The 21,140-nt window shown below is 62.6% G+C and carries 20 protein-coding genes; 4 read left to right on the top strand and 16 right to left on the bottom strand.

Going from position 1 to position 21,140, the window contains the following annotated elements:
• Nucleotides 1-14 precede the first annotated feature (14 nt).
• From asnB (ACE10Z_RS16675) to asnB (ACE10Z_RS16640), 8 genes are all read right to left on the bottom strand, one after another.
• The gene (asnB, locus tag ACE10Z_RS16675; protein WP_375788889.1) at nt 15-1,886 is read right to left on the bottom strand and encodes an asparagine synthase (glutamine-hydrolyzing); all 1,872 of its coding nucleotides are present in this window, start codon (nt 1,884-1,886) and stop codon (nt 15-17) included.
• Nucleotides 1,887-1,940: 54 nt separating this feature from the next.
• Nucleotides 1,941-2,936 carry an NAD-dependent epimerase/dehydratase family protein gene (locus ACE10Z_RS16670; RefSeq protein WP_176530103.1) on the bottom strand — a complete coding sequence of 332 codons (996 nt, stop codon included), beginning with the start codon at nt 2,934-2,936 and terminating at the stop codon, nt 1,941-1,943.
• Nucleotides 2,937-2,941: 5 nt separating this feature from the next.
• Nucleotides 2,942-3,535: an acyltransferase gene (locus ACE10Z_RS16665; protein WP_375788888.1), complete on the bottom strand. Its 594-nt coding sequence runs from the start codon at nt 3,533-3,535 to the stop codon at nt 2,942-2,944.
• Nucleotides 3,532-4,470: a Gfo/Idh/MocA family oxidoreductase gene (locus ACE10Z_RS16660; protein ID WP_375788887.1), complete on the bottom strand. Its 939-nt coding sequence runs from the start codon at nt 4,468-4,470 to the stop codon at nt 3,532-3,534. The genes ACE10Z_RS16665 and ACE10Z_RS16660 overlap by 4 nt, the downstream gene beginning before the upstream one ends.
• 115 nt (nt 4,471-4,585) lie before the next feature.
• Complete coding sequence (locus ACE10Z_RS16655; protein WP_375788886.1) at nt 4,586-5,101, bottom strand: transcription termination/antitermination protein NusG; 516 nt, start codon at nt 5,099-5,101, stop codon at nt 4,586-4,588.
• Entirely contained in the window at nt 5,101-5,739 is a 639-nt protein-coding gene (locus tag ACE10Z_RS16650; protein ID WP_375788885.1) for a winged helix-turn-helix transcriptional regulator, read from the bottom strand. The genes ACE10Z_RS16655 and ACE10Z_RS16650 overlap by 1 nt, the downstream gene beginning before the upstream one ends.
• 136 nt (nt 5,740-5,875) lie before the next feature.
• Nucleotides 5,876-7,093, bottom strand: a complete 1,218-nt coding sequence (locus ACE10Z_RS16645; RefSeq protein WP_375788884.1) for a glycosyltransferase family 4 protein — start codon at nt 7,091-7,093, stop codon at nt 5,876-5,878.
• 76 nt (nt 7,094-7,169) lie between these two features.
• Nucleotides 7,170-8,921 (bottom strand): asparagine synthase (glutamine-hydrolyzing), encoded by a 1,752-nt coding sequence (asnB, locus tag ACE10Z_RS16640; protein WP_375788883.1) that lies wholly within the window; start codon nt 8,919-8,921, stop codon nt 7,170-7,172.
• On the opposite strand from asnB (ACE10Z_RS16640), the gene ACE10Z_RS16635 reads away from it, so the two are divergent.
• The 3 genes from ACE10Z_RS16635 to ACE10Z_RS16625 all read left to right on the top strand — a co-directional run bounded on the left by ACE10Z_RS16635 (nt 8,901) and on the right by ACE10Z_RS16625 (nt 11,751).
• Nucleotides 8,901-9,077 carry a hypothetical protein gene (locus tag ACE10Z_RS16635; RefSeq protein ID WP_375790132.1) on the top strand — a complete coding sequence of 59 codons (177 nt, stop codon included), beginning with the start codon at nt 8,901-8,903 and terminating at the stop codon, nt 9,075-9,077. The genes asnB (ACE10Z_RS16640) and ACE10Z_RS16635 overlap by 21 nt on opposite strands.
• A 194-nt stretch (nt 9,078-9,271) precedes the next feature.
• On the top strand, nt 9,272-10,576 hold the full coding sequence (locus tag ACE10Z_RS16630; protein WP_375788882.1) for a hypothetical protein: 1,305 nt from the start codon (nt 9,272-9,274) through the stop codon (nt 10,574-10,576).
• Between the two features lie 26 nt (nt 10,577-10,602).
• Complete coding sequence (locus tag ACE10Z_RS16625) at nt 10,603-11,751, top strand: hypothetical protein (protein WP_375788881.1); 1,149 nt, start codon at nt 10,603-10,605, stop codon at nt 11,749-11,751.
• A gap of 112 nt (nt 11,752-11,863) precedes the next feature.
• On the opposite strand, the gene ACE10Z_RS16620 is transcribed toward ACE10Z_RS16625, so the two are convergent.
• Nucleotides 11,864-12,583, bottom strand: a complete 720-nt coding sequence (locus ACE10Z_RS16620; protein WP_375788880.1) for a glycosyltransferase — start codon at nt 12,581-12,583, stop codon at nt 11,864-11,866.
• A gap of 84 nt (nt 12,584-12,667) precedes the next feature.
• Between ACE10Z_RS16620 and ACE10Z_RS16615 the strand changes: the two genes are divergently transcribed.
• Nucleotides 12,668-13,078, top strand: coding sequence for a hypothetical protein (locus ACE10Z_RS16615; protein ID WP_375788879.1), 411 nt, complete (start codon nt 12,668-12,670; stop codon nt 13,076-13,078).
• Here ACE10Z_RS16615 and ACE10Z_RS16610 read toward each other — a convergent pair.
• The 7 genes from ACE10Z_RS16610 to ACE10Z_RS16580 all read right to left on the bottom strand — a co-directional run bounded on the left by ACE10Z_RS16610 (nt 13,045) and on the right by ACE10Z_RS16580 (nt 20,871).
• Entirely contained in the window at nt 13,045-13,977 is a 933-nt protein-coding gene (locus ACE10Z_RS16610) for an NAD-dependent epimerase/dehydratase family protein (protein ID WP_375788878.1), read from the bottom strand. The two genes, ACE10Z_RS16615 and ACE10Z_RS16610, sit on opposite strands and share 34 nt — an antisense overlap.
• Before the next feature lie 3 nt (nt 13,978-13,980).
• On the bottom strand, nt 13,981-14,832 hold the full coding sequence (locus ACE10Z_RS16605; RefSeq protein WP_375788877.1) for a class I SAM-dependent methyltransferase: 852 nt from the start codon (nt 14,830-14,832) through the stop codon (nt 13,981-13,983).
• Nucleotides 14,822-15,391, bottom strand: a complete 570-nt coding sequence (locus tag ACE10Z_RS16600; RefSeq protein WP_375788876.1) for an acyltransferase — start codon at nt 15,389-15,391, stop codon at nt 14,822-14,824. The genes ACE10Z_RS16605 and ACE10Z_RS16600 overlap by 11 nt, the downstream gene beginning before the upstream one ends.
• Nucleotides 15,388-16,227, bottom strand: coding sequence for a hypothetical protein (locus tag ACE10Z_RS16595; protein ID WP_375788875.1), 840 nt, complete (start codon nt 16,225-16,227; stop codon nt 15,388-15,390). The genes ACE10Z_RS16600 and ACE10Z_RS16595 overlap by 4 nt, the downstream gene beginning before the upstream one ends.
• 148 nt (nt 16,228-16,375) lie before the next feature.
• Nucleotides 16,376-17,473: a glycosyltransferase gene (locus tag ACE10Z_RS16590; protein WP_375788874.1), complete on the bottom strand. Its 1,098-nt coding sequence runs from the start codon at nt 17,471-17,473 to the stop codon at nt 16,376-16,378.
• A gap of 3 nt (nt 17,474-17,476) precedes the next feature.
• The gene (gene asnB / locus ACE10Z_RS16585; RefSeq protein WP_375788873.1) at nt 17,477-19,315 is read right to left on the bottom strand and encodes an asparagine synthase (glutamine-hydrolyzing); all 1,839 of its coding nucleotides are present in this window, start codon (nt 19,313-19,315) and stop codon (nt 17,477-17,479) included.
• A gap of 2 nt (nt 19,316-19,317) precedes the next feature.
• Complete coding sequence (locus ACE10Z_RS16580; RefSeq protein WP_375788872.1) at nt 19,318-20,871, bottom strand: lipopolysaccharide biosynthesis protein; 1,554 nt, start codon at nt 20,869-20,871, stop codon at nt 19,318-19,320.
• Between the last annotated feature and the right edge of the window lie 269 nt (nt 20,872-21,140).

Below are 21,140 nucleotides of genomic sequence, written 5' to 3'. Positions count from 1 at the left end.
CCCATTGTGCGGGCCTAAAAGCTGCTTTCCATGATCTGCTCGAGATTGAGCAAAGACCAGATCAGCAGCCGCCTGTTTTCCCGTCCTTCCAGATGTTCGTCGACCAACGAGCGAACGGTCTTTCGGTCGACCAGGTCGTAGATGCGGGCCGTGTTGCTGAAGAGCCTCCGTTTGACATACTCGATGCTCTCCCCCTTGAACCAGCTGGCATCCGGCGCAGAGAAGCCCTGCTTCTCGCGCTCCGCCACTTCGTCGGGGATATGCCGGCTCATCATCTTCCGCAAAATCAACTTGCCGTCCTTCGTGCGCTCGTAATAGCGCTGCGCCTTGCCTCCGGGCTCGTTTTCGTTGAGGCGAACGACCTCGGTCAGATTGCCGAGCTTCATCTTGGCGGGAAGCTTCATTGCGAAATCGACGAGATCGTTGTCGAGAAACGGCACTCTGCTCTCGAGTCCATGCGCCATGGCCAGCTTGTCCTCGACGACAAGCAGCCCGTTCAGGAACGTCTTGGCCTCGAAGTAGAGCGAGTGATTGACGTAGTCCTCGGGCCGCCGCAGCTCCGAGGCGTGCTCCTTGAACACGCCCCTGAAGATATCGATCGGCGCGGTCTGCCTGGCCTCATCCCATACCGGTCCCAGCAGCTTCGGCATCGTTCCGCTCGGAACCATGCGCTGCCAGAATCCGAAGTACTTCTCGATATAATGATCGAAGTCGTCGTTCACGACGGCGCGGTAGTAACGCCAGGGGTATCCGCCGAACAGCTCGTCTCCCCCGGTCCCTGTCAGGACCACCTTGCCAAATTTGGATGCGAGCTTTGCTGCATAGAAATTCGGATAGGACTGGCCGACGCGCGGCTCCTCCAGATGCCATGCAAGCTGAGGCAGCGCACGCTCCATGTCGCCGGCCTTCAAAACCATCTCGTAGTGCTCGGTCTTGAACAAATACGACATATGCTCGGCCTTCGTCCGTTCGTCGTATCCGAGTTCGACGCCCGAGGCCGAGTTGAGATCGAAGCCGACCGTAAACGTCCGCATGAACGGCAGCTGGCTCGATGCCAGCGCGGTAATGGAGCCGGAGTCCATACCGCCGGAAAGATAGCACCCGACCTCGACGTCGCTCACGAGCTGGCGGTTGACCGCCTGCCTGAACAGGCGATCGAGTTCGTCGGTCGCCTCATTCTCATCGACGGCGTACTCGGGCTCCTCGAAATGAAAATCCCAGTACTGCACCGGCTCGACGGCCCTGCTGTCCTGCGAAATCTGCAGATAGCAGCCGGCCGGCAACAACTTCACGCCGGCAAACAACGTCCGCTCGGCGAAGAAGTTCTGAAAGCTGAGATACTCCGACAGACCCCTGATGTCGACGCGCGCCTTGTACTCCGAGAATGCCCGAAAAGCCTTATGTTCGGAGGCGAACACGAAGGTCTGCCCAAGTTCGGCATAGTAGAGCGGCTTCACGCCGAAGCGATCCCGGGCCAAGGTGAGCTTCCGCTCCTTGTTGTCCCAGATCGCAAAAGCGAACATGCCGTTGAACTTGAGAAGCGCACCGAGGCCCCACTCGGCGAAGGCGTGCAGCAACACCTCGCTGTCGCCGGAGGAGTTGAAGACGTGGCCCCTGGCCGAAAGCTCGACCTTCAATTCCTTGAAGTTGTAGATCTCCCCATTGTAGGTCAGCACGAATCGGCCGTCGCGCATCTCCATCGGCTGCCGCGCGGCGTCGGTCAAATCAATGATCGACAGCCGACGATGACCGAGCCCAACGGGACCGTTGCAGTAGTGGCCTTCGCCGTCCGGCCCGCGATGGGCAATGATATCGGTCATTGCCGTCAACGTGGTGATTGAAGCGGGCCGCCCGTCGCGGTGCAGAATTCCGGCTATGCCGCACATGTGATTCTGGCCGATCTATTCAATGATGTCGGGTGCGAGCTCAGATCTGAGCCTTCAGATCTGAGCCTTGGCACGACGCTGATCGACCTGATCGATATGGCTTCTGCGCCAGTCGATCAGCCGCCGCAGTCCTTCGTCCAGGTCGATCGCGGCGGTGAAGCCGATCTCCTCCTGCGCCCGCTTCGGCGATCCGATCCGGTTGCGCACAAGCGTGGCCTGGCTCCGCGGCGCATAGTTGATCGGTTGATTGGAGCCGGTGAGGTTCAGGAGCTTTTCGGCGATCTGCTTCAGCGAGGTCCGGTGTCCTGTGCCGACATTGTAGAAGCGATCCGTCGCGCTCGCGCCCATGGCGCACAGATTGGCGCGCGCGCAATCTTCCACCGCGACGAAATCGAACGCCTCCGAGCCATCCCCCAGGATCGTCGGTCCCTCTCCCTTGTCGATCGCGTCGAGCATCTTCATGATCACGGCGATATAGGCTCCCCGGTAATCCTGACGCGGTCCGTACACGTTCATGTACCGGAGACCGACATAGTCGAGGCCGTAGCGGAAGTGGTAGGCACGGGCCATCGCCTCGCCACAGATCTTGGTCGCACCATAGAAGTTCTTGTTGTTGAACGGATGGTCTTCCGTCATCGGCTCCTCGACGGCATCGCCGTAGACGGAGGCCGACGACGACCAAACCAGCCGCTTGACACCGTTGCGCACGCACCCGTCCAGGACGTTGAACATTCCGTTGACGTTGACGTCAAAAGCCGTTCGCGGGAATTCGTGACACTGCAGCAGCCAGAGCGCAGCGAACTGAAACACCCCGTCGGCTCCCTTCAGGGCCGCATCGAGGATGTCGACCTGTGTGATATCGCCGCCGGCCTCGAAAATCTTGACGCGAGGGTCGCGCAGCGCGCCGGCAAGGTTCTCATGCGTGCCGCGCACGAAGTTGTCGTAAATGACGATCTCGCCGACGTCAGTCTGCGTCAGCTGATCAACCGCATGCGACCCGATCAGCCCGGCGCCCCCGATAACGACAACCTTCTTTCCGCGAATGTCCATTTTCTTCAACCCTCGATTTCAACCAGCGCTTCATTGCGAAGCTCATAACGACGGTGAGTGCGCGGGCAGACCAGATCGCTGCCCAGCCGCTCGCCTGCTCTACTCATCCAACCAATTCGGCGGGCCGGATTGCCTGCCATCAACGAAAATGCGGCGACATTCTTCGTGACAACAGCACCGGCTCCGATGAAGCAGTACTCGCCCAGCGAATGTCCGCAGATGATGGTCGCATTGGCGCCAATGCTGGCGCCGCGCCCGATCGGCGTCTTGCGAAACTCGTCCTTCCGCGACACGCCGGCGCGCGGATTGTTCACGTTCGTGAAGACGCAGCTCGGGCCGCAGAACACGTCATCGCCGAGTTCGACGCCATCATAGATCGAAACGTTGTTCTGGATCTTGCAGCCGTTTCCGATCGTAACGTTCGGACCGATCATCACGTTCTGGCCGATCGAGCAGTCCTCGCCGATCACCGTACGCGGCAGAATATGGCAGAAGTGCCAGATCTTGGTGCCGCGCCCGAGCACCGCGCCATCGTCAACGTAGCTCGATTGATGGATCAGGACGCCTGGAAAGCGCGGATCCTCGCGCATCTCGCTCATTTGTGCATCGCCTTCTGGGCAAAGGCGTGAACGCCGTTGCTTCTGACGATCGGCGCATGGCGGAACGTGGAGACGATATCGATCGAGGGGCGGACTTCATCGAGTCTGAAGCCGCGGCCGGCGACGATCTCCTCATAGCTCCGCGTATGCAGATCAGTGAACCCTTCCGAGAATTCGACCTCCTCGCCGTCGACGGTGATCGAGCGATAGGTCGTCTTCTTGCCTTTCACGCTGTCGGGCAGGTCGTTGCGGTCCAAGGACAGAAACCAGCTGACATCCGCGCGCTCGCACTCCAGCGAGCCGGCCGCCCTCTCCGCCTCGCGCAGGTGCGCCTCGTTGCGGCTGGCGGGGCCGAACACGAAGCTCAGCATGTCGAAGAAGTGCACCCCGATATTGGTCGCAACACCACCCGACTTGCCGTCCGCCCCCTTCCAGGAGGTGTGATACCAGCGCCCGCGCGAGGTGATGTAGGTCAGCTCGACCTTGTGGCGCTTGTTCGAGTTCGCGAAGCGATCGCGCAGGGCGATGATCGCCGGATGCAGCCGCAACTGCAGAATGGTCGAGATGCGGCGACCGGTGTCTTGCTCGATGGCCGCCAGCTCGTCGATGTCGCCGGGATTGAGGACCAGCGGCTTTTCGCAGATGGCATCCACTCCGGAGCGCAGCGCAAACCGGCAATGCGCGTCGTGCAGATAGTTCGGCGAGCAGATCGACATGTAGTCGATCTTTCGGCCGCCTCTGCGCAACTGGTCGACGTGACGATCGAACAGCTCGAACTGGGTGAAGAACTCGGCATCCGGAAAGTGACTGTCCATGATGCCGACGGAATCGTTGGGATCGTACGCCACGGCCAGATTGCCGCCAGTCTCGGCCATCGCCCGCATGTGCCGCGGCGCGATGTAGCCGGCAGCGCCGATCAATGCGTAAGTCGTCATGGGCCCCTCTCTCAACCGTTTCTGCCTGCTTCAGGCAAGCTACCGCACTCGGGGTGAATCGAACATCACACCCAAGCCAAACATGTCCATCACGCCTGCCCGAGGGCAGACGCAGTTACGCCGCAGCGATCAGGTCCGTCCCGACAAGAACACGGACCTTGCGGCCCAACAGGTTCAAGAGAACCGCAACGCGATGCTGATCGCTGGCGTCTTCAACGAGCGCAAGACTGTCGACGAACGCACCTTCGACAATTCGCACTTTATCCCCCGGCGAGAACGCCGGCCGGCGCGCCAGCGTGATGAAGCCGGCTTCGTCCTCGCGCCCTTTCAAGGCATCGATGACGCGGTCTTCCACCACCGCGGGCCGATCCCCGACGCACACGAGGTGTGACACGCCGAGCGTCGATTGAATGGCACGCCAGCGCTGCGACGCGAGATCGATCCCGACAAAGAGATAGCGCGGAAACAACGGACGCGGCACAGTCTCGACCTTCCTGGCATGGCTGCGGCGCTTCAGGTAACGGGGGCAATAGACAGAAAATCCCTGCCGCTCGAGGTTGGCGGCCGCCTTTGCTTCGGCATTGACTTGCGTCTGGACGACGTACCAGCGTGAACCGTGCTCCATGGCCATCACGCTCCCAGCGACTGCTTTGGACGCAAGCCCAGCAGATCCGGCGCAAGGACTTTCTCCGCCCCGAAATTGCTGAGTGCCTGCTCGAATACGCTGCGCGCCGCCGTCAGATGCGTCACAACGACCGCATCGAACGGCTCGTCCACCAACGCGTAGGAGGAAACGACCTTGACGCCAATGAACCGGGTCGCGGTTGCATCGGGATCGACGATCGCAATGACGGAAATCGGCCCATCGACCGCGCACAGGATCGCGATTTCGCAGAGGTCGGACTGCCCGGCGAGCACCACCCGCCTGAAGCCGAGCGCCTGAGCGCGCTCAAACAGCCTGCCATACTCCTCCTTCGCCTTGCGGAAGAGCGAAAACGAGTCCGTCAGGAATTGGACGGTCAGTCGCGATTTCTCGGAGAAGCCCTGCGGCGTGAGGTAATAGGCATAGCGCCGTGCCGGCGCCTGCCCGACCTTGACGAAGCCCTTCTTGATCGCCCGCTTCAGGTAGGCGTTGACCAGGCCGAGCGCGACGCCGAGATCGGCTGCGATCCGCCGCTGCGACTGCGCACCATCGGCTTCAAGCGAGGTGAGCAGACCGAGCACCAGCCGGTCGCTGTCATTCTCATCTGTCGGTAGAATGCCCGCCATCACGCCTATCCCCACTGGGGTGGCTGATAGCGCGTTCACCGGATGAACGTCAAGCGAATTCGTTCACACGATGAACATGCTAAGTCATTGATATCAAACTAGTTTAGCTATAGCCCATGTGTCGTCATAGCCACACCTAGGCCGGATCCCCGGCTTCGGCCAGGTACCGCGCGGCTAGCGTGGAATAGCTGTAGCGCTGCGCGATTGCGACGCGTTCGACCCGCGAACGCGCCGGACCGTCCAGCGCCGCGCGCAGGGACGCGGCGAGTACGCTGGCGTCGTCCGGCGCGCATCGCGCAGTCACCAAATCCTCGAGCCCGGCGAGCGCCCGCGCTTCGCAGGCAATGACGCTGCGCGGCGCGAAGAGGCAGTAGTCGAACAGCTTGTTGGGGCTGATGCCGTGGTGGTAGAGCGCGTTCTTGTGGAAGGCGACGACCGCGCAATCGGACGCGTGCAGCATGCCATGCACGATCGACCGATCGACTTCGTCGTGAAACTCCACGTTGGCAAGCCCTGCCGCCCGCTGCTTCAGTGCGGCGAGCGAGGTGCCTGAACCGATCAGAACGAAACTGATCTCGGGGCTTGTGCCGCCGAGGACAGCGGCGGCGTCGAGAACGACCTCCACTGCGTTTGGCGGCCCCATGCCGCCGGCATAGAGGACAACCCGCCTGCCCTGCTGCTTCAGCTGATTGATGCGGTCGATCAACGGATGACCGAGAGTTTCGATCGTCAGTGCGCTCTGGATCTCGCCATCGGACACGCCATTGGGAATCCAAATGAACTTGCCGGCGCTCAAGCCGCGCGCCCGCATATGGGCTTCTGCACCGGCCAAAAGACAGATCACGCGATCCGCGGCGCGATAGGCGGACCGCTCCTTCCAACCGAGCAGCCTCACGAGGGGGTGCCAGGTCGGGGTCATTCCAAGCGCCACGATGCTTTCCGGCCAGAGGTCGCGAACCTCCAGCCAGAACCTCGCACCGAAGCGCTGCGCGATCTGACGCGCCGCCGAAATGAAGAACAGATGCGGGCTGGACGCGATCATCAGATCCGGCTCGCCGAATTGGGCGGCGATCGCGGATGTCGCCGAACGAAAGGCCGGCGCAAAGCTCAGATTGTTGCGAAGCCGCCCCAGATTGCCGCCATCATAGCGCGGGGTATCGAGGAACCAGAAGTCGACGCCGTCGATCCGCTGCGGCCCCGGCGCGCGCGGCTCCCTGTGCAGGTGATGGAAGCCGGCACTGACCACCACGACCCGATGCCCCATCTTGCTCCAGGCATCTGCGAGCCAAAACGGACGCCAGTGACGGCCGAGGCCCGGCCCGCCCGCGAACGGATGCAGCAGCCAGATGTTCATCGGACCGCCCGCAAAGCAGCGGCCGACAAGCCGGCGCTCGTCGACTGCGACGATGACATCCAGGAACCATCAGGCCTCATGGCGCTTCGACCCGAAAGCGCTCTCCCCAGAGCGCAACGCAATAGAGACGCCAGCGCATTCCAAGATCGAGCCGGTGAAATTTCCTCTTGAGCTTCGGCATGTCGACATAGCGGGCCAGGAGCTCGCTTGCGATCACCTTGTCATACATCGCGGCGGAATGTCGCGTGAGCCAGATCCGGTCCGGGGCAGCAAAACCGATCTTGTCCCTCCGCCAGGTGATGCTGGCCGGCAGCAGATCGCTCATCGCGGCGCGAAGCGGCCATTTTGCCCATCCCTTGTTCAGCTTGATGCCTGTGGGAAGGGCCAAAGCAAACTCGACGAAGCGATAGTCGAGGAATGGAAGTCGCGTTTCGATGCCGAACCGCATGGAGTTCTTGTCCTCGAAACGCAGCAGCATCGGCAAATTGGTCTCGGTAATCTCCAGCACCTGCATGCCCTGCGCATCCCTCGTCTTCGACGCAAAGCGGCGAAGCGGTTCGGGCAAGTCGGGATTTTTGAGGAAAGTGTAGCGCAGCCGGTAATAGGCAGCGCGCAGCCCTGCCGAACCGGCACCGAACAAATACATCAGCAACCGCCGGCGCGAAATCCCTGCCCGCGTGGCGGCGCCGAAGGCGGACAGAAATCCACGGACGCCACCGCTGCGAAGGTGGTCGAGCAACCAGGCCGCATAGTAGCGATGGTACCCCAACAATGTTTCGTCACCGCCCTGACCGTCGAGCAGCACGATGACGCCGTTCGTTCGCGCAGCCTTCATCACCGCATACTGCATCATGATCGAGGGGCCTGCGAACGGCTCCTCCTGGACGTCGAGCAAGGTCTCCGCCGTCGATGCAAAGTCCTGATAGGTCGGCTTGGTGCGCAGCCAGTTCAGCTCCGCTCGTTCTGCAACCTCCGCCGCGTACGCCTCCTCATTGTTGGACGCCTGCTCGCTCACGGCAGTGATGGCAAAGAAGCGCTCGCTCGAGCCTGGCGCATAGCGCCGCGCCGCCAGCGTCGCGACACTCGAACTGTCCAGCCCACCCGACAGGCAGGTTCCGACCCGAACATCCGAACGCAGCCGCAGACGCGTCGCGTCATCGAGCAGCTCCCGCAACGATTTCGCCGCGCGGCCTTCATCAGACACGGCCAACCCAGGCGCAAGTGAATAGTAGCGCTCGATTTCGACCTGCCCCGTCGACACATCGACGCGCATCCGATGCCCGGGCGGCAGTTTCTCGACGCCCTTGAAGAAGGTCCGGCTGGTATGGTCGGTCATGCCGCAAACGAGGAAATCGTTGATCAGATCGTCATCCGCGATCGGGCGCTCGATCAGCGGAAGAAGCTGGCGGATCTCCGAGCCGAACGCGAACTGCCTCGCCGTATTGACGTAGTAGAACGGCTTCACGCCAAACCTGTCGCGGGCGCAGAACAGCGTGTTGTCGCGCTCGTCGTGAATCGCAAACGACCACATGCCGTTGAAACGATCGAGGCACGCTGCACCCCAGCAAACATAGGCTGTGAGCAGGACCTCGGTATCCGAGGCCGTATGAAAAGTGTATCCGAGAGCCTCGAGCTCCGTGCGGAGCTCGACGTAATTGTAGATCTCGCCGTTGTAGGTGATCCAGATCGGGAGCCGTCTGTCGCGCATCGGCTGTGCGCCATCTTCGGTCAGATCGATGATCGCCAGTCGCCGGTGTCCGATCCCGACGTTCCCGTTGACCCTCACCCCACGCCCATCCGGACCACGGTGAGCAACGAGATCGGTCATCTGGTCCACTTGGCGGGCATCGACGGGCCCGGTCTTATCTATGAGGCCAAATATGCCGCACACGAAATGCCTATCCAGATTGATTCGATGGCGGAGCTCGGTATAACCGCCGCGTCAGAATATGCGCGCATTTGGAACAAACCGCCGCTGTCTTAGCCTGATCATCTACTGAGCGTCAACGTTCCCGGACCGATCGAAGCTGTTTTCATACGCTGGTGAAACCTGAGATAGCGATGGCCGGCCGCCAACTCTGCACCGCCTCTCCGGGCCTGGATCGCATGGCCGCTTCGGACCAAACCTGTGCTAGAAGCTGCTGGCTGATGTTGAGTTGGCATCCATCGGATCCCTGAGTGAACAAGATCGAACCCATCGGACCGACGTCCCTGACGGAAGCACCGCTTCCCGCCGACGACGTTGCGGATCCCCGGCCGGCCCAATCTGCCGCCGCGGAATTCGTCACGCGCGCGCTTGTTCGCGCGGCGCGGCGCGCCACCGAGAAGCGTCTTGCGAAGGGAAAGGTGCGCACGTTGTGGGCCGCCACCCCGATCCTCACCTTGCCGCTTCTCGCACGCTGCGATCGAATGTTGGGATTTCGCTCCTCGTCGCTGGTGTTCAACACGTACTACGTGACGAGATCATTCGACATCAACCTCATCCTGTTCGAGGGCTTCCTTCGGCTGCTGCGCAGCCGAAGAGGTCTCGGCCTGTTTCGTCGCATGGTTCTGGCGTGGGCCCTGCTGCGCTACGATATCTTCAACTACTTCTATGACCGCGGCCTGATGCTGAGCGATGGACGCTATGGCATCAACCCCGAGGAACTCGACCTCCTGTTCCAGTCGGGAAAGCGATTGTATACCTACGCCTACGGTGCCGACGTCCGAGCACGGGAACCAACGCTCGCACTCGGTCACCCGAACCTGTGCGAAGAATGCCCGTCCCCGGGCAAGTTCTGTGTCTGCACGACGGAGATGCACGCCTCGTCGATCAACCGCCTCAAGGGCCGTGCAACCGCGCAGATCGCGATGGGGGACATGGTGACGTATGTGCCCGGCTGCCGGGACATGCACTACTGGCCGATTGACGCAAGCAAGCTCGCCGCAAGGCCGCCGGTCTACAAGGCCGGCGACGTGCTGAAAGTGGCGCATGCGCCGAACCACGGACACTTCAAGGGAACCAGGCTTCTGATCGAGGCGATCGATCGGCTGGTCAAGGAGGGAGAGAAGATCGAGCTGGTTTCGGTGCAGGGCGTTCCCAACAAGAAAGTCATCGAGCTCTTTGGCGCCTCGCACGTTGTCGCGGATCAATTCGTCGCCGGCTTCCACGGCTATACGGCCCTGGAGGCGATGGCGATGGCCAAACCCGTTCTGTGCTTCCTGCGCAACGACCGCATGATGATCGATCCGGCAACCTGCCCGATCATCAACACGCGTCCTGATGAAATCTATGATGTGCTGAAGCGATGCTTGAGGGGTGAGCTCGACCTGAACGAGATCGGCCAGGCGGGGCGCCGCTATGTCGAAGCACATTACAGCTTGCAAGCGATCGCAGCGAGGCTCGGAAGGCTCTATTGCGAAACTGCCGCTCTTCCCGAGGATCTGCGGGCACGCCTGACGAGGCGGGTCAGCGAGTTCGCGGGAGACGATCATGCCTCGTAGCCCTGTGCGAACCTGAATACACGCACATGAAAATCCTGCACGGACCAGTCAATGTCGGAAACCAGCCCTGGGTGCTGTCCCGCGCCGAACGGCAGCTGGGAGCATCCAGTGAGGTCGTCGTTCGAAACGACACATGGCTCGGATACCCGGCAGACCGGATGCTGTCGGCAAAGACCGCCGGATTCGTTGAGACGGCCATTCGCAGCGCGGCGTTCGGTCTGAGGAACCAGTGGCACTACGATGTTCTTCACTACTATTTCGGACAGACCTTTCTGTCGCCGGGTTTTCCCCTCTCCGCGCCGGGATCAGTGCTCTCCCGGCCATCGCTGCTGACGGATATCATCAACAGACTGGCGACCGCAGACCTGCACGCCGCCCGCCTGTTCAACAAGAAGCTGTTCATGACCCTGCAAGGTTGTGATGTCCGGCTGGCGAACGAGGGAAACAAGCGAAACGAATGGACGATGTGCGCCCCGCAACACTGCGAGCTGTATCAAAGATGCACGGACGCTCTCGACCATCGGCGGCACTTTCTGATCGAAAAGGTTCTGCCGCTGTTCGATCGGGTCTTCTATCTGAATCCGGAACTCGGACACATCGTACCGAACGGCCAGTTCCTCCCATATTCAAACGTCGAGATCGAGAAGTTCGACGTTGCGCCGCCTTCCGAACAGGGGCGGCCAAAGATCGTTCATGCCCCGACCGCCGGACGGATCAAGGGTACACCGATGATCCTGAACGCCCTCGAACAATTGCGATCGCGGTACGATTTCGACCTCATCCTTGTCGAAAAGACGAGTCACGAGCAGGCGCTGGAGATTTATCGGTCGGCAGACCTCGCAATCGACCAGGTTCTGGCAGGCTGGTACGGGGGCTTCGCGGTCGAGATGATGGCGATGGGAAAGCCGGCCGCGTGCTACATCCGGGAAGAAGATATGATGTTCGTTCCGGACGCCATCAAGCGCGAGCTGCCCGTCTACCGGCTCAACCCCGGAGACCTTGCAGAGAGCATTGCCGCGGTTCTTGATCGCCGTTCCGAGTGGTCCATGCGCGGCCAAGCGTCCCGATTTTATGTCGAACGATGGCACAACCCGAAGTCAATCGCCAAGGCGATGCTGGATGCCTATCAAAGCCCCGATAGCAGCTTCGAACTGATCCCGAACGAGACGGTGTGATCAGAGGCTCAGCCTGAGCTATCCCGCCCGGCCTGCACCGGCTACGGATCAGGGATCTCCACCTCGGGTTCTCCCGCTGTGGAGATCTTGCCCAGTGCCGCTCAGCCTTCTTCTAATTTGCGGCGGGCTCACCGGCATTCTGACGAACGGCCTGCCACACGGTTCTTGAAAAGCTTGCCGCAAACGCCCGGACGTTGTCATCCTGATGCGGGACGACATTTCTAACCACGAGCCCGCGAGCCTCCTGTGAGGCTTGCATCAGATGATCCGCCAGCGCGACCGGATCATCGACGCCGAAATAGCGGGCAGCGCCGGCGGTCTGCTCCCGGTGCACGTCGATGTCCGACAGGATCATCGGAACGCCGAACGACTTCGCCTCCTCGACCGTCGTGCTCCAGCCCTCGAAGCGGGACGGGTTGAGCAGGGCTGTCGAAGCCCGCAGCAGCGCGTAGACATGCGGCAACGGGATCACGCCGAGGTGACGAAAATGCGTATCGAGGCCGCGCTTCCGGATCTCGGAGTTGACCCGATCATAGTATCCCGGCTCGCGCCGATCTTCCGTGCTGCCGGACGCACAGACAACGACCTCGACCCCACGACGCCTCAGGATCGCCAAAGCGTCGACGACGAGCTGATGGTTCTTGTGGCGATAGAACTGATTGGGCAGATAGAAGTAGTTCGTCGGCAGATTGTACGCCGCGATTACTTCCGATGGGTCGATGTTCAGGAACGCCGCCGGCGGCTGGGTCGCGAAGCGAACGACGCTGACCCGGTTGCTGGCGTGTGGGTAGCAAGCCCTGAAATCCCGGAAGGCGCTCTCGCTGCTCAGCATGATGGTCCGCTTTGACGCGAGTTGAACGCGAAAGCCAATCTCGCGGCGCCAGCGTGCCGTCCTCGGAAACAGCTGAGGCAGAGAATGGTGCTGCAGATCCGGAATCCACGCCACGGCAGGGATCGCCAGCCGCCAACCGAAGAAGCGCGCGGATTCAACAACAACATCGACGTGTGCGGAGCGAAACGCCGCCGCGGCTCCGCGGTCCAGACCAATCGCGAGTGCCGCAGCGAGACCTGGCTGCCCGTCGAACGCCTCCGATCGGATGATCTCGACGCCCGGTATCGCACCAAGCTCGGCGAGTTCGTTCTCGTCGGCCCGCGTCCCGGCAAAGACGACCGGGGCGAACTCGCCGGGCAAAAACCGATCGAGCGCCGCGAACAGATTGCGCTGATAATTGTAGCCGCCGGCCCAAATCCGTCGCGAAATGTGATTGAACGCGAACCGCAATGGGCGGGACGTCACGAAGCCTGCCCCTTGAACCAGGCCACGTAATCGGCGAGGCCCTGATCGAGCGGAATGCGCCAATCGAAGCCGATCTGGCGCAGCATCGCAGCATCCCCCAACAGGCTCATGGGATCACCGGGGCGGCTTACACCCGAGTGCCGCACAACCGTCTTGCTGCCCCACTGTCCGATGAGACCGCCGGCGATGTCGGCAACGCTGGTCCCCCGGCCCGAACCACCATTGATGACCCGGAAGGCCTCTTGTGACGACGACGTTTCCGCGACGCTTGCAAGCAGCCTCGCGACGTCGCGAACGTCGGTCCAGTCACGTATCTCGTTGCCGGTCCCGCCGAGCGTGAGCACCTGCTCCTTGGCGTTGAGCCGCGAGCAGATATCCCAAAGCAATTGTTTGCGCAGGTTGGGCCCATAGACAGAGAACAGCCGCACGACCGTGCAACGCAGCCCGAATGACCGCGCGTAACTCGCGCACAATTGCTCCATCATCAGCTTATGCTGCCCATACGGCGACATCGGAGTTACGATCGCGCCTTCAGCGATCGGGCCGAAATGGTCGGCGCCATAAACAGCCGCACTCGACGCAGCGATCACCGCGCAGTCCGGCGCGGATCCGCGCAGCCATTCGAGCAGCCGCGCGGTGCTTGCGACAGTCCGCGAAAAATCCTCGAACGGCCGTTCGATCGAGACGCCGACGGACGATCCGCCGGCCAGATGGAAGACGCGCGTCGGCAGCCCGTGCGCAACCGCAAGCGCGTTGAGATTGGCCGCATCGATCTCCCCGTTGATCCAGCTCTGCAAACCGAGCCGCCGGGCTTCCGTTGCGTCAAGCGCGCCGTGTCCGACGCCATGCACCGCATGGCCTGCCCCCGCCAACGCATGCGCCAGATGGCGGCCGATGAACCCATTCGCGCCTGTAACCCAGACGATCATCGCTCAGGCCTTGTGACAGACAAAGGAATAGAGCCGGCCCGGTCGATTGTCGAAACGTTCGGCCATCGACAGCAGCGAGCCGAACAGCCGGGGTGAGGCAAGCGCGGTTCGCCATAGCGGAGCAACCGGAATCTTTTGCGACAATTTGGTCACGATCGCGGCTTTCAGGGTCTCCGGCGTATAGGGAAACAGGTTGATCGGGCTTCGCAGCGGCGCCAGCGTGTCGACGGCGGAAAACCCTGCGTTGGTGAGCGCGCCGGTGTAACGATCGAGCAGGAAGGCATGCTCGCCGCCGTAAAGGTGATGCAGCGGATGCTGCGCAAGGAACTGCGGAAGGTCCGCCTCCCTGCTGATGACATGCTCGCGCGCCGCGATCAGCATGCCACCGGGCCGCAGCACGCGAAACATCTCCCGGCACGCCCCCTCGAGATCGCGCGTATGGTGCAGCACAGCGCGGGCGAAGACGAGATCGAACGTCGCATCGGCGAACGGCAGCCGCTCGGAAAACTCTTCGACCACCTGGATCGGCAATTGCGTCTGTTGAGCCAGGCCGCGGATCGCCGCCCCTCCCACGATCGCGCTGGGGTCCGGTTCGAGCGCCGTGACGGCAAAGCCGGTTCGGGCGAGCGCATAGCTCGCGATGCCGCGACCGGCTCCAACGTCGAGCGCGGTACCTGACCGGCCGGCGAGCAGCGTGGCGACCGCTTGCCACTCGGAGCTCCGGAAATAGCGTTCAGCAGCACCAACCAGCGGGTCGTCATAGAACGCGTCGAGCACAAGCTGGCGCTGCTCCGGCTGATTGCGCAGCCAGACCACCGCGTCCTCCCAGCTGGTAAACTGGCGCTCACCGTTCATCGGGGCCAAGCTCCCTTACCAGCACGGCCGGATTGCCCGCCACGATCGTAAACGGCGCGACATCCTTCGTCACGACCGCGCCGGCCGCAACGATGGCGCCCTGCCCAACCGTCACCCCGCGCAAAACCATTGCGCCCGCGCCGACCCAGGCGTCATCGCAGATCTTCACCGGGCTCTCGTCAAGCGAGATATCGTTCGGATGTCCGCGCGTGAAAATCTGCTGGACCTGCCGGTGCCGCTCCGTCGCCCGCAGCGGATGCGTGAGATTGTCGAAAACGTTCGCCGAATGCGAGATCAGAACGCGGTTGCCGATCTCGATCGAGGCCGCCGACCAGATCCGGGTTCCCTCACCGACGTAGCACCACTCGCCGATTTTGATCGCCCCACCATGCGCAAAGGTCAGGAGCTCGCCCAGGATGCGGCTATTGCGGCCGACGACGATCTTGTCGGAATCGCCGCGGATGTTTCTGATCCTGGCATGGCGGCCGAGCGCCGCGTCCGGCTGCAAGCGGCACGTCGCGCGACCGAGCAGGCGCTGGATCAGATAATCGAGATTCATGCCGTCAACTGCAGGCACGCGACGGCGCGCGACGACGCCGCAAGGTCGTTGCCCTGCCCCTTGCCGGTGTGGATGTCGAAAACAGTAGCGTCGGCGAGCGCCTCGGCGCTCTGGCGCGACCAGCCTTGTCGTGAATAGCCGAAATAGTCGACATGATGAGCCACCGCGCCGAATGCCTCGATGATCCGCTCGATCATGGCAAGATCGAACACCTGATACCAACCGAGATTCTCGCGTCTGCCGAACGGCACTGAGATCAGGCAGGTGCCGCCGGGCTTGAGAATGCGCTTGAACTCCTGCACCGCCGGAACAAAGCCGTCTCGATCGGTCTCGGCGTCACGCGGATCGCCCGTGTACAGCATCTGATTGTCGAGGCCGATGTGCTCGATCGTCGAAATGCTGGCGACGGTGTCGAAGACCCGATCGCCGAACATCGTCTTCCGGAGATCGCCGAACACATAGGAGTAGCCGTCATGCCAATAGCACCGCCGCTCCGGTGCCAGCGTCATGATCGTGAGATCCGCGCCGCGCAACGGCGGACGCTGCAGCAGGAAGTCATGGTTGAAGGTCGATCCAGCGTCCAGCATCTTGCCGACATTGTTCAATCGGCCATAGACCCAGGGATATTCCACCACGCGCTCGTCCATGGCGACGCCGTAACCCGGTGGAAGCTCCTTGCCTGCCTGAAGCAGGCCCGCGTCAATCGCCGCGGTGATGGTGTCGCGCTTGACCGTCTGATAGCCCGGCCCGAACGGCCGCGGCCGCAACCTGAACAGCGGCACGGCGAGCCCGTCGGCCACCCATTTCAGTCGATGGATCAAGTCACTTGCAGACATCATCTCGGCCCGATCGCCCGCCCACTGGCCGGCACTGTGCACCGTCTAGAGCCTTTTCCGTTCTGATGGAATCGGAACGGGGCTCCAGACTCGTGTTTTGACGCGATTTCCTTGCGCGAACCGGCATCCATTTCGCTCGAAAAACGCTCTAGCACGGCTCAATCCGCGCGACGAGATCGATAAACTGGGCCCATTGCGAGGCCTTGCTGTAGGTCTGCTGCACGCGCTTCCTGCCGGACGCGGCGATGGCGGCCCATTGCGGCCAATCCTCCAGGCTGCTCGAAATCGCCTCGGCTGCCCTTTCAGGAGCGTCGTAGGTGCGCATCGTGACGCCGTCCTGCATCGCCTCCGGATAGTTGCCGGAATCCGACACGAGCAGCGACCCGCAGCCCATCGCCTCGAAGCAGCGCATGTTGCCGCGGTCGTTGCCGGCCATGTCGATTGCGCCGTTGAGCACGATCTTGGCGGATCCGAACAGCTCGTAGAGGTCCCTGCCGAACAGCGGCAGCCGGGCTATTCGCGCGATGACGTCGGGCCTCCGGTGCTTTTGCAACGGCAGCAACCGGCCGACCGCGCTTTCGGCAAGCCGTGTCAGCCGCGACGCATCGAGGCAGAACACGATCTTGCGTTCGCCAGCCAGAGCCGCGACCTGTTCGAGCGTCCTGCCTCGCGCACTGTGATGCCGGGAATATCCACCGACAAACGCCACATCGATGGGCCGTTCGCCGTGACCGTACTGCTCCATGACTGGATCGATCGCGGGGAAGAACAGCTCCGCCCGGCAGCCTTTGCTGCGCCACGCCTCGAGGATCGAGGGGAAGTTGCCAAGCACCGCGCCATAGGCGGTCAGGTCGGCATTGCCGGAGGGCGCCGCGCGCCAGCACAATGTCTTCTTCACGCAGCCGGGAAGCTTGGCGATGAACACGCTCGGATAGCGGACCGGATCGAGATTGTAGAACACATCGGTCCTGTGATGCTCGATCTGCGCAAGCAGAATGGCTTCGAGCGTCGGCGTCCCCTTCATACCCTGCTCACGCGCCCACTGGCGTTGCAGCACCTCGTCGTCGCCATTGGTGAAGAAGGCTTCAGGCGCACCGTCGAGCACGGGCTCGAGGAAATGCGCCGCGCCGAAGCGATCGTGCAGGAACACGTCGCGACGCGCCGCAAAGGTTGACGCTTTTGCCGCAAGCCGATTCAGCCGCGGCAGATAAGACGGATAGAGACCGCTATTCTGGAACAGACGCATTGGTTATACGGACCTTGCCAACATCCATTTCATGTTCAGGTATGGCCAGATCCGGCCGACGGACTCCCAATCCCAGCTCTGCGATGCCGTCAAGTGGCCGACCGCCTTTCGAAGCGGCGCTTCGTCGACGAACTCGGCAAACGCCGGGACATTGCGATTGAGCAGCTCATTGGTCCAGCCCGCCAATGGCCCGTTCAGCCATTCCGGCATCGGCGAGTTGAAGCCGACCTTGCGGCGCGCGGTGCGGATGCTTTCGGGCATCAGGTTCGCCATCGCCCGACGCGCGACCACCTTGGTCATGCCGTCGGCCGATTTGCTCGTTTCCGGCAGCGCCATCGTATAGGTCACCAGCCGCCAGTCCATGAACGGCATGCGCACCTCGATCCCGTGCGCCATCGAGAGCCGGTCGAAATTGCGCAGAATGGTGGGAAGCGTAGTCGAATGGAACATGCGATAGAGACGCCGGTTCAGCGCGCCCCACGCGTTCGGTAACTCGTCATCCTCGGCGACCAGCGGCAGCGCTGCAGGCATCGCCGTCAGGCCTCCCCGCAGGAAATAGTGCCCCTGGCGCCTGATCATCTGCGCCCGCAGGAAGTCGATGCCGCGTTGCGCCAGCTGTGATCGTGACGTGAGCGCGGCGGCGGCGTTCCGGATCCTGAATGCGGTCGACTGCCCCTCCTGCCGGTAGGCGCCCATCAATTCGTCCGCTCCGTGGCCATCAAGCGACACGGTGACGTTGTGGCGCCGGAGTTCGCGATAGATCAGCCACGGCGCGCTCGGCAGCCCGATATAGACATCGTCGTTGTCGTCAAGGATCCGATCAAGGTCGGTGAGCGCATCGGAGCGCCCGATCTCGAGAAAGCTCGGCGCCACATCGGCCCACGCCGCCGCTTCCTCCGCCATTGGCCGCTCGTCATTGCTTGCGCCGGGAAAGGTCGCGACAAAAGCGTGCCGCCAGGCGGTAGAGTCGCGCGGTCCCATGCCGGCCTTTTCATGGGTTGCCATCGCACAGATCACTGCGGACGAATCGAAGCCGCCGGACAGGCAGGTCCCGATCGGAACGTCGCTCCGCATCCGCAGGGCGACGGAATCCTGAAACAGGTCGCGAAACCGCTCGACACGCTCGGCCTCGGTCTCCGGGATATCAGGCAGATGATCCACGGTCCGCCACCAGCGGCGCACCTGCACCCGCCCCTGACGCAACCACATGCAGTGCCCGCCCTGCAGGCGGCGAAGTTGCGAAAACAGGGTCCGCTCGCTGCCTTCGATGCCGAACGGATCAAGCAACAGCCGCCGCGCCACGTCGATATCGAGCGACGTCTCGACCAGCCCGCTCCGCGCCAGCGCCCGCTGCTCGGACGCGAACACGAACCGCTCGCCTGACAGCGCGTACAGCATTGGCTTGATGCCGAACCGGTCACGCGCGAGGAACAGATCATCCGTGATGGTATCGTAGATCGCCAGCGCCCACATGCCGTTGAAGCGCAGCAGCATGTCCTCGCCCCACGCCTGCCAGGCGGCAAGGATCACTTCGGTGTCGGACTGGCTGCGGAAGACCGCGCCCTTCGCCTCGAGCTCACGGCGCAATTCGAGGAAGTTGTAGATCTCGCCGTTGTACACGATCACATGGCGGCCATCGCCCGACACCATCGGCTGATAGCCGCCCTCGCCGGGATCGATGATGGCGAGCCGGCGATGGCCGAAGGCGACGTTTCGCTTCGCGTTGAACCAGGTGCCCTCGCCGAACGGACCGCGATGCGCGATCAGGCTGGTGAGCCGCGAGATGTCGGCCGGGTCCACGGGGCCGCCGCGCAGATTGACGATGCCTGCGATACCACACATGTCTAGGCGGCCTTGAAGGGCAAGAAGCGGGCAATGATGACGCGGAGATCCCGCCAGCAGATGGCGCGATAGGGACCAAGCTGCGACACGGCGACGGCGGCGACAAAGATCGCCGCCGCCGACACGCCGTAGAGCGACACCACATACCACCATGACGGCGCATGGTCGAACGACACGTGGCCAAGCTGCGCGCGCAGCACCAGCGCAACGGCGATTCCCGTGCCGAGCGGCATCAAGACGAAATGCACCATTCGTGACCACATGGCTGAGAGCCTGAAGGTTCGCCGCAGCAGCAGCACCGTGACGACCATCTGGGCAATCATCCCGACGCAGGAGCTCCAGCCGGCCGCCTGCCAGCCGAAATACGGCAACGCGATGGCGCTGGTCGCCAGCGTGAAGATGCCGGTGACGAGCGAGATCAACGCGTTGAAGCTGGAGCGTCCCTGCGACAGCAGATAGAACGCGAACACGTTGGCGCTCGAGCCCAATATTCCGCTGATCGCAAGCACCACCAGCACCAGCTGCGCCTCGGCGGCGACCTCGGCACCGGTCCATCGATACAGCAGCGCGCCTGCCACCGGGATCAGGCCGCCAAGCGCGCTCGCGGCAAGCACGTTGAGAATCCAGGAGGAGCGCAGCAGCAGGTCGACCTTGCGATCGTCATCCTCCTTCTGCAGCGTGCTGAAGAACGGGAACAGGATCTCGCCGATCTTCAACACGCCGATATAGACCGCCTCCTCGAGGCGCTGCGCGACGCTGTAGAAGCCGACGAATTGCGGCTGCAGCAGCGCCCCGAGCAGATAGCGGTCTGCCTGTCCGGCGAACAGCGCACCGCTTTGCGCCGCGACCTGCCAGCCGCCCAGCTTGACCAGTGCACGCAGCGCGCCGCGATCGAGCGCGGGCCGTGCCAGCCAGTCGCTGATTGCATGCCGCGACCAAGCGAAGGCCATTACGAGATTCGTCGCGAAGCCCAAGGCCTGACAACCGAGAAAGGTCGAGGCATGCGGCGCGTACGGGATGAACAGCAGCATCGACATCGTCGTCACCACGGTGCCCGTGATGCTGATCGACGCGATCCGCCGATAATCCTGGCGCGCCGTGAACAGCGAGAGGAAGACCGCGAACAGGCACTGGAACAGCCAGCCGGCACCTGCCAACGCAAAGGCAAGCCCGAGGTCGTCGGCGGCCGTACCACCCAGGTGAAATCCCAATCGTGCGAGCGGCGGTCCGGCAAGGATGAGCAAGGCCGCGATCAGGCTCCCCACGGCGATGGCAAGCGCAAGGGCGGTCGCGAAGAAACGCCGTGCCGCGCCGCGATCGGACAGTTCCAGCCGGTGCGCGAGTTCGCGCGCCGTCGAGAGGCCAAGCGCATTGCTGAACATCAGCGCAGGCGCGACGCAGGCAGTCACCAGGCCCGCAACCCCGAACGCGGCAAGGCCGAGCCGGAAGATCACGAACGGGAGAATCGCGAGGTTGAGCAGCACCGCGACCGCGAACGCCGTCGCGTTCCATGCCGAATTACCGAGCAGATGGGATGGACCCTTTTTCACCGCCATGCCCGCTTTCGGTCCATCGCCTTGATGCGCCTCAAGTGCCTCTTCCATAAGGGCAAAAACTCATTCGGATGGCGACGGGCTAGCAGCCGGCGCAGTGATTGTCGAGGGTTGGCGGATGGGAGGGGCCTGTAAGCAGGTGTGGGGAAACCTGAATGACAGCCGAGGCGGAGGCCGATCTGCACGGAACCATGCCTGTTTGTTTCCAGTCCGGTTTGTTGTCGGGGTAACAGTTGGAAAGGTCAGCCAAATTGTCTAAGGCAGATAGGCAG

The sequence above is a fragment of the Bradyrhizobium sp. Pha-3 genome, assembly GCF_042258615.1.
Classification (GTDB): domain Bacteria; phylum Pseudomonadota; class Alphaproteobacteria; order Rhizobiales; family Xanthobacteraceae; genus Bradyrhizobium.
Note: the sequence above shows the minus strand (reverse complement) of the source record. Positions and strands in the feature narration are given on the sequence as shown.